The organism is Kitasatospora sp. NPDC058478 (assembly GCF_042720345.1).
GTDB lineage: Bacteria > Actinomycetota > Actinomycetes > Streptomycetales > Streptomycetaceae > Kitasatospora.
This window is the reverse complement of the sequence record NZ_JBHXML010000078.1, coordinates 17566-31325: the sequence shown is the minus strand read 5'-3', so window position 1 is coordinate 31325 and position 13760 is coordinate 17566. Positions and strand designations below refer to the sequence as shown.

Genomic DNA, 13760 nt, shown 5'->3' with positions numbered 1-13760 from the left:
GACGGCGACGCGCTCACGCTCAGTATCCGAGCGATCGCGGCACCGTCAAGAGCTACGTTCGCCAGCGCTCTACCCGCGTGTCAGCTGCTCTCAACCTTCGGGGCGTTCGACGTGGCGAGGGTCACGCGGGGGTGGGGCAGGTGGTGGGGCGGCTGGTGGGCGCCGCGCGCGGGGCGTGGCCGGGGGCGGCGACGGCTCGACGTGGCGAGGGTCACGCGGGGGGCGGAGGTCGGTGGCGGCGGCCGATGGCGGCGGCCGGGCGTGCGGAACGTCACCCGGGCGGCGCCGCCTCCGGGGTGATCCGCATGCGGAGCGTCACCAGCGGCTCACGGGTACCGCTCGGCATGGAGGAGGATCCGCAGGCAGGCGAGGCAGCGGGAGCGGGTCGGCCCGATCGAGCCGCGCGGCATGCCGAGGCGTTCGGAGAGCTCCCGGTAGGTCGGCGGCGGATCCTCGGCGAGGGCGGCGACCAGCTCGGGGCAGCGGCCCGGCAGGCCGGCCACGGTCTCGCGGACCACGCGGCGGCGGCGTTCGGCGAGGAAGACGTCCTCGGCGGAGGGGACGGGCGGAAGGGTAGTGCACACACCGTGCATGACGGGCCGGGGCGGGCCGGGTTACGCCCGACCGGGGGTGCGGACGCCGGAGGGGCGCGACGGTCGGACCGTCGCGCCCCTCCCCCGCAGACCGGCGGTCAGCCCTGGATCCACGCCTGCTGCCGCGCCAGGTCCGCCTTCACCTCGGCGAGCTGGACCGCCACCGCCGACGGCGCGGTGCCGCCGCGCCCGTTGCGCGAGGCGATGGCGCCGTGCACGCTGAGCACCGACCGGACCTCGGGCGTCAGGTGCACCGAGATCGCCGCGAACTGCTCGTCCGTCAGGTCGGACAGCTCGATGCCCTCGGCCTCGCAGACCTTGACGCAGGCGCCGGCCACCTCGTGCGCGACCCGGAACGGCACGCCCTGCCTGACCAGCCACTCGGCGATGTCGGTGGCGAGCGAGAAGCCGGCCGGGGCCAGCTCCTCCAGCCGCTCCCGGTGCACGGTGAGGGTGGCCATCATCCCGGTGAACGCGGGCAGCAGCACCTCCAGCGTGTCGCAGGAGTCGAACACCGGCTCCTTGTCCTCCTGGAGGTCCCGGTTGTAGGCGAGCGGCAGGGCCTTGAGGGTGGCCAGCAGGCCGGTCAGGTTGCCGATCAGCCGGCCGGACTTGCCCCGGGCGAGCTCGGCGATGTCCGGGTTCTTCTTCTGCGGCATGATCGAGGAACCGGTGGAGAAGGCGTCGTGCAGCGTGATGAAGCCGAACTCCTTGGTGTTCCAGATGATCACCTCCTCCGCGATCCGGGAGAGGTTGATGCCGATCATCGCGGTCACGAACGCGAACTCGGCGACGAAGTCGCGCGAGGCCGTGCCGTCGATGGAGTTGCCGACCGAGCCGCCCTCGAAGCCGAGGTCGGCGGCGACGGCCTGCGGGTCGAGGCCGAGCGAGGAGCCGGCCAGCGCCCCGGAGCCGTACGGGGAGACGGCGGTGCGGACGTCCCACTGGCGCAGCCGCTCGGCGTCCCGGCCGAGGGCCTGCACGTGCGCGAGGACGTGGTGGGCGAAGAGGACGGGCTGGGCGTGCTGGAGGTGGGTGCGGCCCGGCATCGCGGTGTCCGGGTGCGCCTCGGCGAGGCCGACCAGGGCGTGCTGGAGGTCGAGCACCAGGGCGCCGATGGTCTTCGCGTGGTCCCGCAGGTACATCCGGAACAGGGTGGCGATCTGGTCGTTGCGCGAGCGCCCGGCCCGCAGCTTGCCGCCGAGGTCGGCGCCGAGGCGCTCCAGCAGGCCGCGCTCCAGGGCGGTGTGCACGTCCTCGTCGGCGACGGTCCCGGTGAAGGTGCCCGCCTGGACGTCGGCGAGCAGCTGGTCGAGGCCGGCCAGCATCGCGGCGAGCTCGTCGTCGGAGAGCAGGCCGGCCTTGTGCAGGACCCGGGCGTGGGCCTTGGAGCCGGCGATGTCGTACGGCGCGAGGCGCCAGTCGAAGTGGACCGAGGCGGAGAGCCTGGCCAGCGCCTCGGACGGGCCGTCGGCGAAGCGCGCGCCCCAGAGGCGGACGTCGGCGGTCTGGTCGGCGTGCTGGTCGGCGGACATCGCGTGGGCTCCTGACGGGGAAGGGGGGTGGGGACGGGAGGGGATCAGGCGAGGTCGCGGCGGGCGGCGAGCTTCGAGGACATCCCGAAGATCTCGATGAAGCCCTTGGACATCGACTGGTCGAAGGTGTCACCGGTGTCGTAGGTGGCGAGGTTGAAGTCGTACAGCGACTGGTCGGACTTGCGGCCGTTGACCACGGCCCGGCCGCCGTGCAGGACCATCCGGATCTCGCCGGTGACGTGCTGGTTGGCCTCGTTCACGAAGCCGTCCAGCGCGCGCTTGAGCGGGGAGAACCAGAGGCCGTCGTAGACGAGTTCGGCCCAGCGCTGCTCCACCTGCCGCTTGTAGCGGGCGAGTTCGCGCTCGACGGTGACGTTCTCCAGGGCCTGGTGGGCGGTGATCAGGGCGATCGCGCCGGGGGCCTCGTAGATCTCCCGGGACTTGATGCCGACCAGCCGGTCCTCGACCATGTCCAGCCGGCCGATGCCCTGGGCGCCGGCCCGCTCGTTCAGCTCCTCGATGGCCTGGAGGACGGTCACCTTGCGGCCGTCGATCGCCACCGGGACGCCGGCGTCGAAGGTGATGACCACCTCGTCGGCCTCGCGCGGGGCGGCCGGGTCCTGGGTGTAGTCGTAGACGTCCTCGATCGGGGCGTTCCAGATGTCCTCCAGGAAGCCGGTCTCGACGGCCCGGCCGAAGACGTTCTGGTCGATCGAGTACGGGGACTTCTTGGTGGTGGCGATCGGCAGGCCCTTGGCCTCGGCGAAGGCGATCGCCTTGTCCCGGGTCATCGCGTAGTCGCGCACCGGGGCGATGCACTTCAGGCCGGGGGCCAGGGAGTTGATGCCGACCTCGAACCGGACCTGGTCGTTGCCCTTGCCGGTGCAGCCGTGCGCGACGGTGGTGGCGCCGTGCTTGCGGGCAGCGGCGGCCAGGTGCTTGACGATGACCGGCCGGGACAGCGCGGAGACCAGCGGGTACTGGCCCTGGTAGAGCGCGTTGGCCTTGATCGCCGGGAGGCAGTACTCGTCGGCGAACTCGTCGCGGGCGTCCGCGACCTCGGCCTCGACGGCGCCGCAGTCCAGCGCGCGCCGGCGGATCGCCTCCAGGTCCTCGCCGCCCTGGCCGACGTCGACGGCGACGGCGATGACCTCGGCGCCCGTCTCCTCGGCGATCCAGCCGATGCAGACGGAGGTGTCCAGTCCGCCCGAGTAGGCGAGTACGACGCGCTCGGCCACGGCTTTCTCCTTACAGCTCTACGTACAGGGTTTCCGTACAGGTTTACGGCGACAGGCATAAGTATGCACTACTCCGTATGAAACACAAAACCCCGGCCGGGGAAGTTCTCCACCGGTCGGGGTTTCGTGTCGTGGCGCGTCGTTGTGCGTCGTGACGCGTCGGGGTCTCGCGTCGTGGCGCGCTACTGCGCCTTCGCCTGGGCGAGTTGCATGAGGTGGTCGGCGAGCGCCTGGCCGCCCGCCGGGTCCCGGCTGATCAGCAGGACGGTGTCGTCACCGGCGATGGTGCCGATGATCTCGAACACCTCCGCCTGGTCGATCGCCGAGGCGAGGAACTGCGCGGCCCCCGGAGGGGTGCGCAGCACCACCAGGTTGCCGGAGGCCGTCGCGGAGACCATCAGCTCGCCGGCCAGCCGGGCCATCCGGCCCTCGCTGGCCGACTCGCCCATGGGCGCGCGCGGCGTGCGGTCGCCGCCCTCCGCCGGGACGGCGTAGATCAGCGCGCCGTCCCGGTTGCGGATCTTGACCGCGCCCAGCTCGTCCAGGTCCCGGGAGAGGGTCGCCTGGGTGACCACGAGTCCGTCGTCGGCGAGCAGCTTGGCGAGCTGGCTCTGCGAGCGCACGGGCTGGCGGGTGAGCAGGTCCACGATCCGCCGGTGCCGCGCGGTGCGGGTCTGCGGCACCTGCGGCGACGGGCCTGCGGCGGACGGGCCGGAGTGGGAAACGGTCATGTGGTTATTCTCCCGGACAACGGTCAGCTCGCATCGGCCGGGGCGCCCTTGCGCACCGCCCGCAGGACGCCCGGCAGAGCGGCGAGGAAGGCGTCCGCCTCCTGCTCGGTCAGCACCAGCGGCGGGGCCAGCCGGACGGCGTCCGGGACGGCCGCGTTGACCAGGAAGCCCGCCTCCTGCGCGGCGGCCTGCACCCGCACCGACACCGGCTCGGTGAGCACGATGCCGAGCAGCAGTCCGGCGCCGCGCACGTGCGAGACCAGCGGGTCGCCGATCGCCTCGACGCCCTGGCGCAGCCGCTCGCCGAGCTTGCGGACGTGCTCCAGCAGGCCCTCGGACTCGATGGTGTCCAGGACCGCGAGCCCGGCCGCCGCGGCCACCGGGTTCCCGCCGAAGGTGGTGCCGTGCTGGCCCGGGGTGAGCAGTTCGGCGGCCTCGCCGAAGGCCAGCACCGCGCCCATCGGCAGCCCGCCGCCGAGCGCCTTGGCGAGGGTGACGACGTCCGGCTCGACGCCCTCGACGGCCTGGTGGGCGTACCAGTACCCGGTGCGGCCGACGCCGGTCTGGATCTCGTCCAGGATCAGCAGGGTGCCCGTCGCCCGGGTGATCTCGCGGGCCGCCCTCAGGTAGCCCTCGGGCAGCGGGATGGCGCCGTTCTCGCCCTGGATCGGCTCCAGGAAGACCGCCGCGGTCTCGGTGGTGACGGCCGCGCGCAGCGCCTCGACGTCGCCGAACGGGACGTGCGTGACGTCGCCGGGCAGCGGGCGGAACGGCTCCTGCTTGGCCGGCTGGCCGGTGAGCGCGAGGGCGCCCATCGTCCGACCGTGGAAGGCGCCCTGGAGGGCGACCAGGTGGGTGCGGCCGGTCCGGCGGCTGATCTTGAACGCGGCCTCGTTGGCCTCGGCGCCGGAGTTGCAGAAGAACACCCGGCCGCCGTCCCGGCCGTCCAGCCGCAGCAGCCGCTCGGCGAGGGCGATGGTCGGCTCGGCCATGAAGAGGTTGGAGACGTGGCCCAGGGTGGCGATCTGCCGACTGACCGCCTCGACGACCGCCGGGTGGGCGGTGCCGAGGGCGTTGACGGCGATGCCGCCGAGCAGGTCGGTGTACTCCTTGCCGTCGGCGTCCCAGAGCTTGGCGCCCGCACCGCGCACCAGCGCGATCCGCGGGGTGCCGTAGTTGTCGGTGAAGGCATGCTGCCACCGGCCGGTCAGTTGCTCGTTCGCGGTCATGCCAGTCCCCCGGTCACGGTCTGTTCGTCGTCCGGCACGACCATCGTGCCGATGCCCTCGTCGGTGAAGATCTCCAGCAGCAGGCTGTGCTGCACCCGGCCGTCCAGGACGCGGGCGGTGCCCACCCCGGAGCGGACGGCGCGCAGGCAGCCCTCCATCTTGGGGAGCATGCCGCTGGCCAGGCTCGGCAGCAGCTCCTCCAGCTCGCTCGCGGCGAGTTGGCTGATCACGTCGTCGGAGTTCGGCCAGTCCGCGTAGAGGCCCTCGACGTCGGTCAGGACCACCAGCATCTCGGCGCCCAGCGAGACCGCCAGGGCGGCCGCGGCGGTGTCGGCGTTGATGTTGTAGACGTGGCCGTCGGCGCCGCGCGCGATCGAGGAGATGACCGGGATCCGGCCGTCGGCGATCAGCGCCTTCACCGCGCCGGCCTCGATGTTGACGATGTCGCCGACCAGGCCGATGTCGACCTGCTCGCCGTCCACCACCGCGTACCGCTTGACCGCCGTCATGGTGTGCGCGTCCTCGCCGGTCATGCCGACGGCGAACGGGCCGTGCTCGTTGAGCAGGCCGACCAGTTCGCGCTGCACCTGGCCGGCCAGCACCATCCGGACCACGTCCATGGTCTCGGGGGTGGTGACCCGCAGGCCGTTGGTGAAGCTGGACTCCAGGCCGAGCCGCTCCAGCTGGGCGCTGATCTGCGGGCCGCCGCCGTGCACCACGACGGGGTGCAGGCCGGCGTAGCGCAGGAAGACGACGTCCTGGGCGAAGGCCGACTTGAGGCTCTCGTCCACCATGGCGTTGCCGCCGAACTTGATCACGACGGTCTTGCCGTGGAAGCGCTCCAGCCACGGCAGCGCCTCGATCAGCGTCATCGCCTTGGGCAACGCGGTGTTGTTGCGGGCCTGTTCGCCCTTGGGTGCGATCTTCACGGGTGTCCCTCGTCCGAACGGGTGTCGCGCATCGGGTGTCGCGGATCAGGTGTCGCGCATCGGTGGCGCGCGTCACCTGTCGGGCATCAGGTCGAGTAGGCGCTGTTCTCGTGGACGTAGTCGGCGGTGAGGTCGTTGGTCCACAACGAGGCGCTCGCCGTACCGGCGTTGAGGTTCGCGGTGATGACGACCTCGCGGCCGGCCATGTCCACCAGGGTGCGGTCCTCGCCGACGCTGCCGTCCTTGCAGACCCAGACGCCGTTGATGGCCACGTCCAGCCGGTCCGGCTCGAAGGCGGCGTCGGTGGTGCCGATCGCGGCCAGCACCCGGCCCCAGTTGGGGTCCTCGCCGTGGATGGCGCACTTGAGCAGGTTGTTGCGGCTGATCGTCCGGGCGACGTCGACGGCCTCCTGCTCGGTGGCGGCGCCGGTGACGTCGATCCGGATGTCCTTGCTGGCGCCCTCGGCGTCGGCGATCAGCTGGCGGGCCAGGTCGGCGCTGACGGTGCGGACCGCCTCGGCGAACTCGGCCTCGTCCGGGACGACGCCGGAGGCGGCCGAGGCCAGCAGCAGCACGGTGTCGTTGGTGGACATGCAGCCGTCGGAGTCGATCCGGTCGAAGGTGGTGCGGGTGGCGCCGCGCAGCGCGGTGTCCAGGGCGGCGGAGTCCAGGTCGGCGTCGGTGGTGATCACGACCAGCATGGTGGCCAGGCTCGGGGCGAGCATGCCCGCGCCCTTGGCCATGCCGCCGACCGTCCAGCCCGCCGGGCTGGTGACCTGGGCGGTCTTGTGCACGGTGTCGGTGGTCTTGATGGCGATCGCGGCGGCCTCGCCGCCGGTCGCGCTCAGCTCCCGGGCGGCCAGCGCGACGCCGGGCAGCAGGACGTCCATCGGGAGGCGCTCGCCGATCAGGCCGGTGGAGGCGACGGCGACCTCGCCGGCGTTGAGCTCCAGCTCCTCGGCGACCTTCTCCGCGGTGGTGTGGGTGTCCTGGAAGCCGAGCGGGCCGGTGCAGGCGTTGGCGCCGCCGGAGTTGAGGACCACTGCGGACACCTGGCCGCCCTTGAGGACCTGCTCGGACCAGACGACCGGCGCGGCCTTGACCCGGTTGGCGGTGAAGACGCCGGCGGCGGCGAGCGCGGGGCCGTCGTTGACCACCAGGGCGAGGTCCGGGGTGCCGGAGGCCTTGATGCCGGCGGTCACACCGGCGGCCCGGAAGCCCTTGGCGGCCGTCACGCCCACGTTCGTACTGTTGCTCACGGTGCGACTCCGTTCACGGGAAGGCCCAGCTCCTCGGGCAGGCCCAGGGCGATGTTCATGCTCTGCACCGCGCCGCCCGCGGTGCCCTTCACGAGGTTGTCGATCGCGCTGATCGCGATGATCCGCCCGGCGGTGGCGTCCAGCGCGACCTGGACGAGGGCGGTGTTGGCGCCGTAGACGCTGCTGGTCTGCGGCCACTGCCCCTCGGGCAGCAGGTGGACGAACGGCTCGTCCGCGAACGCCTCGGTGTAGGCGGCGCGCAGGCTCTCGGCGGTCACGCCGGGCCGCGCCTTGGCGGAGCAGGTGGCGAGGATGCCGCGCGGCATCGGGACGAGGGTCGGCGTGAAGGAGACGGTGACGGGCTCGCCCGCGACCGGGGTGAGGTTCTGCACCATCTCCGGGGTGTGCCGGTGCACGCCGCCGACGCCGTACGGGCTGACGTTGCCCATGACCTCGCTGCCCAGCAGGTGGGTCTTGGCGGCCTTGCCCGCACCGGAGGTGCCGGAGGCGGCGACCACGACGGCCTCCGGCTCGGCGAGCCCGGCCGCGTATGCCGGGAACAGCGCCAGGGACACGGCCGTCGGGTAGCAGCCGGGCACGGCGATCCGGTTGCTGCCCTTCAACGCGGCCCGGTGTCCGGGGAGTTCGGGCAGGCCGTAGGGCCAGGTGCCGGCGTGCGCGGAGCCGTAGAACTGCTCCCAGTCGGTGGCGGCGCGGAGCCGGAAGTCGGCGCCGCAGTCGACCACCAGGACGTTGTCGCCGAGCGCCTCGGCAACGGCGGCGGACTGGCCGTGCGGCAGCGCCAGGAAGACCACGTCGTGGCCGGCCAGCACCTCGGAGGTGGTGGGTTCGAGGACGCGGTCGGCGAGCGGGATCAGGTGCGGCTGGAGCGCGCCCAGCCGGGTGCCCGCGTTCGAGCCGCCGGTCAGCGCCCCGATCTCCACCTCCGGGTGGCCGAGCAGCAGGCGCAGCACCTCGCCGCCCGCGTATCCGCTCGCGCCGGCGACGGCGACTCGCAATGCCATGGCGTTCCTCCTTTGTTGTGGCATGAATATACGCAGCACGGAACATTCATGCAAGGAGCTGCGGTCAGGACCCCGAAGAACGCCCGAAAACCGCCCTGCGTCCGCCCGGCCGGGCCGCCACCGGCCCACGACCGACCCTCCCCCGACCGGGCGGACGCCGGACTACCGCTTGACCGCGCGCAGCACCACGAACTTGGGGTTGCCCGCCACCAGCTGGCAGTTCCCGAAGAGACGCCGCAGCTTGACGTGGTAACCGAGATGGCGGTTGCCGACCACCCACAGCTCCCCGCCCGGCCGCAGCGCCCGCCGGGAACCGGTGAACATCCGCCAGGCGGTGGCGTCCGTGGTGGCCTGGTGCGAGTGGAACGGCGGATTGTTCAGGACGAGGTCCACCGAGCCCGCGGGCGCCACCTCCGGCGCCAGCGCGTCGGCCGTCAGGAACTCCGCCCGGGCGTCCGGGCCCAGATTGGCGCGGAAGGTCTCCTCCGCCGAGGCCACCGCCTGATGGGACTCGTCGACGAACACCAGCTCCGCACCCGGCCCGGCCAGCGCGGCGGCCGTGCCGACCACGCCGTTGCCGCAGCCCAGGTCGACCACCCGGGCCCCGGGCGCCGGGGTCGGCAGGTGGCCGAGGAAGAAGCGGGTGCCGATGTCGAGGCGCTCGGCGCAGAACGTGCCGGCGTGGTTGACCACCGTGCGCCCGGACACCGCTCCGACGTCCGGCGGCAGCGCGTAGCGGTGCGGCCACGGGCTGGGGCCGGGATCCAGCGCCGGATCCGGGGTGCAGAAGATCAGCCGGGCCTTGCGGGCGGCGAGCGAGGTGCGGGTCGGGCCGAGGATCCGCTCGAAGAGCTGGAGCGTGGACGTGTGGATCTCGGCGACCATGCCTGCGCCGACCACCACCGTGCCCGGGTGGACGGCGGGGGCCAGCCGGTGCAGCTGGTCCTCCAGCAGGGCCAGGCTCTTGGGCACGCGCACCAGCAGGACGTCGATCCGCTCCGGCGGGGCGTCCCGGGTGGTCAGCAGCCGGGCCGGGTCGACGGTGGCGCCGGCCCGCGCCAGGTTGGCCAGGGTGGCCTGCCGGCCGAGGTGGGAGTCGACGATCTGCACCGGCTCGTGGGCGGCCAGCGCGGTGGTCAACGCGCCCCAGCGGTCGCCCAGGACGACGATCCGGCGGCCGGCCAGGTCGGTCACGGTGCCGGCGGCGCTGTCCGCCTCGCCCGCGAGGTGGCGCAGCAGGTACTCGTCGGCCGCGTCCCAGGCCCGCAGCCGCTCACGCGGGTCCTCGGGGAAGCGGGTGAGGTCGAAGGCGCCCCAAGGCGTGCTGAACAGGGTCGCCGCGGCGGGCGTGATCTCGGGATTCATCGTGTTCTCAGGCTATCCGACGGCCCGACGGGGAACCGTTTCGACGGATACTGGAAGAGCCCGGCCGAGAGGGGTGAGGGCGATGGACTGGAAGCTCGAAGTCGTGGTGGTCCCGGTGTCGGACGTGGACCGCGCGAAGCTGTTCTACGAGGAGCTGGTCGGCTTCACGGTCGACCACGACACCCGGTTGCGCGACGGGGTCCGGGTCGTCCAGCTGACTCCCCCGGGCTCCACGTGCTCCATCGTGGTGGGCACCGGGGTCATCGGGGCGCCGCCCGGATCCGTGAAGGGACTGCAGCTGGTGGTACCGAACATCGACAAGGCGCACGCCGAACTCGCGGCCCGCGGCGTCGAGGTCAGCCCGGTCCAGCACTTCGAGGCGGGCAGCCGGGTGGACGGGCACGGCGAGGCGTGGAACTCCTTCGTGTTCTTCAACGACCCGGACGGCAACGGCTGGGCGGTCCAGGAGGCTCCGCAGGCGGCCCGGATGGTGCCGGAGGCGGCGTAGCAGGCGCCGCGGGCTCAGGCGCGGGCTCAGGGCGCGGGCTCGGGCTCGGGCTCAGGCGCGGGCTCAGGGCGCGGGCTCGGGCTCGGGCTCGGACTCGGGCTCGGACTCGGACTCGGACTCGGGCTCAGGCGGCTTGGGTAGGCTCCAGGAATGGCTGAACACGAGGGAAGCGTGCGGGTGGACAGCTGGATCTGGTCGGTCCGGCTCACCAAGACGCGGGCGCTGGCCGCCGCCGCCTGCCGGGCCGGACACGTGCGGGTGAACGGCGAGCGGGTCAAGCCGGCCCAGGCGCTGCGCCCCGGGGACGAGGTCCGGGTCCGCGAGGAGGGCTACGAGCGGGTCGTCGTGGTGCAGAAGCTCATCCGCAAGCGGGTCGGCGCGACGGTGGCGGCGGACTGCCTGATCGACAACAGCCCGCCGCGGCCGCCGCGCGAACTCGTCGCGACGGCCGGCGAGCGGGACCGGGGCGCCGGTCGCCCGACCAAGCGGGAGCGGCGCGACCTCGACCAGCTGCGCGGGCACTGATCCCCTCAGCGCGCGGTGTCGGCGCGTCCCGTCAGCGCGCGGTGTCGGCGAGCACCTTGGCGAGGAACGCGTCCAGGTTGCCCACCGTCCGGTCGATCTGCCGCTCCAGCGGCAGCGACTCGTCGGGCCTGGTCACCAGGGCGGACTTCTTCAGCCCGCGCACGTACAGCGAGCAGGCGAGGTCGGCGCAGATGTACGTGCCGACGGTGTTGCCCTCCCGCCCGGCCGCCCCGGCCCGGCGGGCGGCGAGCAGCGCGACGCCGGAGCCGGCGTGCGCGGTGATGCACAGCGAGCAGACGTTGGTCTTGGTGAGGCTGCGGCGGATCGTCGGCACCCGCAGCGTCACGCCGACCGGCTCGCCGCCGTACGACGCCACCAGGTAGGCCCGGTCGGGCGCGCCCTGGTCCCGCCAGCCGAGGAAGTCCAGGTTCTCCCAGGGCAGTTCCGCCAGGCCCCGGGGGAGGTTGAGCCGACTGGCCTCGCCCTTGGAGCAGTTGACGAAGGACGCGCGGATCTCGTTCTCGTTCAGGGGTTCCATGCCGCGGAAGCTAACACCGGCCCGCCCGCGCTGTCGTGCCAATTTCTCCCGGTACGCACCGGGGAGGGTGACGGGCTGTCAGTGGCCGAGCCTAGGGTGTTCGCGAGGCCGGTCCCGGCGTAGGAGGGAGGCGCCGGGGCCGCCTCGTGAACCGGGGCTACTGCTTGAACGCGACGCCCGCGTAGGCGGAGACGTCCTGCCAGCCTTCGGGGAGTTCGGTGGTGGGGACGTGGCCGGGGGTGGGGCGCCAGAGCGGGAGTTGGACCAGGCCGGGGCCGGCGAACTCGAAGTCGCCGAAGAAGGGTTCGACGCCGGCGCGCGGGCGCAGCACCAGGGGGGCGCTGGCGCTGCGGTAGATGCGGGTGCCTTCGGCGGCGCTCTCCCGGGAGGCGAAGTCGGGGCTGCCGTGGGAGAGGATCAGCGCGCTGCCGGGGGCGAGCGCGTCGCGCAGGGTGCGGACGATCTGCTGGGCGCCGTCCTCGTCGCGGATGAAGTGCAGCACGGCGACGAGCATCAGCGCGACCGGCCGGGACAGGTCCACGGCGGCGAGCAGGCCCGGGTGGTCGAGGATGGCGGCCGGGTCGCGCAGGTCGGCCTCGATGACCGAGGTGTGTCCGGCGGGGTGGCCGGCCAGCAGGGCGCGGGCGTGGGTGGCGACGATCGGGTCGTTGTCGACGTACACCACCCGGGCGTCCGGGGCGACCCGCTGGGCGACCTCGCTGGTGGAACCGACGGCCGGGATGCCGGTGCCGATGTCGACGAACTGGCGGATGCCCCGGCCGGCGGCGAACTCCACCGCGTCGCCGAGGAACTGCCGGTTGGTGCGGGCCAGCAGCGGCAGCGCGGGGTAGGCGGCTATGGCGGCCTGGGCGGCCTTGCGGTCGGCCTCGAAGTTGTCCTTGCCGCCCAGGTAGTAGTCGTACATCCGGGCGGTGTGCGGGATGCCGGTGTCGAGCTCGCTCGGCGGCTGCCAGTCGTCCGCTCTGGCCCAGTCCCAGTCGGTGCCGGTGGCCTCGCCGACGGCTGCGCTGTCCTCGTGCATCCTGTTCCGCCCCCCTCTGCCGTGCTCACTGCCGGAAATGGCACCGCCGCGGCGGTCGGCGGGCCCGCCCGGTACGACGGGGGTGACCCGCGTCCGGCCCGGCCACCCTCCCGTGGCGTGCGGTGCGCCGTGATCGTATCCGACGACACGCCGGTGAAACAGCGGGAGTTCAGGTTTACGCAACACCCGGGCAGTGGAGTGTGTGCACGTCAATGGCGGTACCGGGACGCTCCTCGGATCGCCGTGGGTGGCCACCGTCCCTATGCTGACTGCCGATGACTGCCGACCGCCGCACCGTACTGCGCACCGCCGTCCAGCTGGCCGCCCTGACCGCCGCCAGCGGGTTCCTCAGCGCGTGTGCCTCCGGCACCCCGCGCCGGGCCGACGCCGGGGTGCTCGCCGTGCACCCGGGCACCCTCGACCCGCAGCACACCACCGACCCGGCCTGGAACGGCGGCGAGGGCCCGGCCTCCCCCGTGCCGTCCGCCCCGCCGGAGCCGCAGCCCACCGGGGCCGACCCGACCGCGGGTACCGACCCGGCCACCGGCGCGGAGCCGGCCGCCGGGGCCGCGACGCCGCCGACGCCCCCACCCGCGCCTCCGACGCCGCCGGTGCTGCCGCCGCTCGCCGCCGGCACCCCGGTCGAGGTGGTGAACGGGCCGCGCACCAGCAAGTTCGTGGCGCTGACCTGCCACGGCAGCGGCGATCCGAAGCAGGCCACCGCGCTGCTGGAGGCCGCCGAGCAGCGCGGCATCAAGCTGACCGTGATGGTCGTCGGCAGCTGGCTCGACCAGCAGCCGCAGATGGCCCGCCGGATCCTGGACGCCGGCCACGAGCTGGGCAACCACACCCAGAACCACCTCGACCTGTCGACGATGACGGCCGCCCAGGTGCACGACGAGATCGCCCAGTGCGCCGAACGGCTGCAGCGGCTCACCGGCTCGATCGGCCGCTGGTTCCGCCCGTCCGCCGCGCAGTACGCCACCCGGACGGTGCGCGAGCAGGCGAAGGCGGTCGGCTACGAGCACGTGCTGTCCTTCGACGTCGACCCGCGCGACTACAACGACCCGTCGGCCGCCGAGTTGCAACGCCGGGTGCTGAAGTCGGTGCGCGGCGGGTCGGTGGTCGCCCTGCACATGGGCCACCAGTGCACGGTGGACGCGCTGCCGGGCATCCTGGACGGCCTCGCCAAGGCGGGGCTGAAGCCGGTGACCGCCAGTCAGCTGTGCGCCTGACCGCTCTT

14 protein-coding genes are annotated in these 13760 nt (G+C 73.2%); 3 read left to right on the top strand and 11 right to left on the bottom strand.

The window, feature by feature from the left end; genetic code table 11:
- Positions 1-326 precede the first annotated feature (326 nt).
- From ACFWPT_RS33795 to ACFWPT_RS33755, 9 genes are all read right to left on the bottom strand, one after another.
- Positions 327-584 carry a hypothetical protein gene (locus ACFWPT_RS33795; protein ID WP_159398377.1) on the bottom strand — a complete coding sequence of 86 codons (258 nt, stop codon included), beginning with the start codon at positions 582-584 and terminating at the stop codon, positions 327-329.
- 107 nt (positions 585-691) lie between these two features.
- Positions 692-2128 (bottom strand): argininosuccinate lyase, encoded by a 1437-nt coding sequence (gene argH, locus ACFWPT_RS33790; RefSeq protein WP_380486469.1) that lies wholly within the window; start codon positions 2126-2128, stop codon positions 692-694.
- 44 nt (positions 2129-2172) lie between these two features.
- Positions 2173-3366 carry an argininosuccinate synthase gene (locus ACFWPT_RS33785; RefSeq protein WP_380486467.1) on the bottom strand — a complete coding sequence of 398 codons (1194 nt, stop codon included), beginning with the start codon at positions 3364-3366 and terminating at the stop codon, positions 2173-2175.
- Between the two features lie 182 nt (positions 3367-3548).
- On the bottom strand, positions 3549-4097 hold the full coding sequence (locus ACFWPT_RS33780) for an arginine repressor (protein ID WP_063346843.1): 549 nt from the start codon (positions 4095-4097) through the stop codon (positions 3549-3551).
- Between the two features lie 23 nt (positions 4098-4120).
- Entirely contained in the window at positions 4121-5326 is a 1206-nt protein-coding gene (locus tag ACFWPT_RS33775) for an acetylornithine transaminase (protein ID WP_380486465.1), read from the bottom strand.
- Positions 5323-6198, bottom strand: a complete 876-nt coding sequence (gene argB, locus ACFWPT_RS33770; RefSeq protein WP_063350977.1) for an acetylglutamate kinase — start codon at positions 6196-6198, stop codon at positions 5323-5325. Before argB ends, ACFWPT_RS33775 begins: the two co-directional genes overlap by 4 nt.
- A 143-nt stretch (positions 6199-6341) precedes the next feature.
- On the bottom strand, positions 6342-7496 hold the full coding sequence (gene argJ, locus ACFWPT_RS33765; RefSeq protein WP_380378655.1) for a bifunctional glutamate N-acetyltransferase/amino-acid acetyltransferase ArgJ: 1155 nt from the start codon (positions 7494-7496) through the stop codon (positions 6342-6344).
- A 14-nt stretch (positions 7497-7510) separates the two neighbouring features.
- Positions 7511-8539 (bottom strand): N-acetyl-gamma-glutamyl-phosphate reductase, encoded by a 1029-nt coding sequence (gene argC / locus ACFWPT_RS33760; RefSeq protein WP_380486463.1) that lies wholly within the window; start codon positions 8537-8539, stop codon positions 7511-7513.
- Between the two features lie 162 nt (positions 8540-8701).
- Positions 8702-9904 carry a methyltransferase gene (locus ACFWPT_RS33755; protein WP_380486461.1) on the bottom strand — a complete coding sequence of 401 codons (1203 nt, stop codon included), beginning with the start codon at positions 9902-9904 and terminating at the stop codon, positions 8702-8704.
- Between the two features lie 82 nt (positions 9905-9986).
- Between ACFWPT_RS33755 and ACFWPT_RS33750 the strand changes: the two genes are divergently transcribed.
- Together ACFWPT_RS33750 and ACFWPT_RS33745 are read left to right on the top strand one after the other, a co-directional pair.
- Complete coding sequence (locus ACFWPT_RS33750; RefSeq protein WP_063346847.1) at positions 9987-10412, top strand: VOC family protein; 426 nt, start codon at positions 9987-9989, stop codon at positions 10410-10412.
- A gap of 150 nt (positions 10413-10562) precedes the next feature.
- Positions 10563-10937: an RNA-binding S4 domain-containing protein gene (locus tag ACFWPT_RS33745; RefSeq protein ID WP_063346848.1), complete on the top strand. Its 375-nt coding sequence runs from the start codon at positions 10563-10565 to the stop codon at positions 10935-10937.
- Between the two features lie 31 nt (positions 10938-10968).
- Here ACFWPT_RS33745 and ACFWPT_RS33740 read toward each other — a convergent pair whose 3' ends face one another.
- Positions 10969-11475, bottom strand: coding sequence for an FBP domain-containing protein (locus tag ACFWPT_RS33740; RefSeq protein ID WP_063346849.1), 507 nt, complete (start codon positions 11473-11475; stop codon positions 10969-10971).
- Between the two features lie 157 nt (positions 11476-11632).
- The gene (locus ACFWPT_RS33735) at positions 11633-12517 is read right to left on the bottom strand and encodes an SAM-dependent methyltransferase (protein ID WP_380378646.1); all 885 of its coding nucleotides are present in this window, start codon (positions 12515-12517) and stop codon (positions 11633-11635) included.
- A gap of 275 nt (positions 12518-12792) precedes the next feature.
- Here ACFWPT_RS33735 and ACFWPT_RS33730 point away from each other — a divergent pair, with 275 nt between their 5' ends.
- Positions 12793-13752: a polysaccharide deacetylase family protein gene (locus ACFWPT_RS33730; RefSeq protein WP_380486458.1), complete on the top strand. Its 960-nt coding sequence runs from the start codon at positions 12793-12795 to the stop codon at positions 13750-13752.
- The last annotated feature ends 8 nt before the right edge of the window (positions 13753-13760 follow it).

What these genes read in the sequence shown, in the direction of transcription:
- argH (WP_380486469.1), bottom strand. Translation starts at nt 2,128, where the DNA reads ATGTCCGCCGACCAGCACGCCGACCAGACCGCCGACGTCCGCCTCTGG.
- ACFWPT_RS33780 (WP_063346843.1), bottom strand. Translation starts at nt 4,097, where the DNA reads ATGACCGTTTCCCACTCCGGCCCGTCCGCCGCAGGCCCGTCGCCGCAG.
- ACFWPT_RS33775 (WP_380486465.1), bottom strand. Translation starts at nt 5,326, where the DNA reads ATGACCGCGAACGAGCAACTGACCGGCCGGTGGCAGCATGCCTTCACC.
- argB (WP_063350977.1), bottom strand. Translation starts at nt 6,198, where the DNA reads ATGACGCTGATCGAGGCGCTGCCGTGGCTGGAGCGCTTCCACGGCAAG.
- argC (WP_380486463.1), bottom strand. Translation starts at nt 8,539, where the DNA reads ATGGCATTGCGAGTCGCCGTCGCCGGCGCGAGCGGATACGCGGGCGGC.
- ACFWPT_RS33755 (WP_380486461.1), bottom strand. Translation starts at nt 9,904, where the DNA reads ATGAATCCCGAGATCACGCCCGCCGCGGCGACCCTGTTCAGCACGCCT.
- ACFWPT_RS33750 (WP_063346847.1), top strand. Translation starts at nt 9,987, where the DNA reads ATGGACTGGAAGCTCGAAGTCGTGGTGGTCCCGGTGTCGGACGTGGAC.
- ACFWPT_RS33745 (WP_063346848.1), top strand. Translation starts at nt 10,563, where the DNA reads ATGGCTGAACACGAGGGAAGCGTGCGGGTGGACAGCTGGATCTGGTCG.
- ACFWPT_RS33740 (WP_063346849.1), bottom strand. Translation starts at nt 11,475, where the DNA reads ATGGAACCCCTGAACGAGAACGAGATCCGCGCGTCCTTCGTCAACTGC.
- ACFWPT_RS33735 (WP_380378646.1), bottom strand. Translation starts at nt 12,517, where the DNA reads ATGCACGAGGACAGCGCAGCCGTCGGCGAGGCCACCGGCACCGACTGG.
- ACFWPT_RS33730 (WP_380486458.1), top strand. Translation starts at nt 12,793, where the DNA reads ATGACTGCCGACCGCCGCACCGTACTGCGCACCGCCGTCCAGCTGGCC.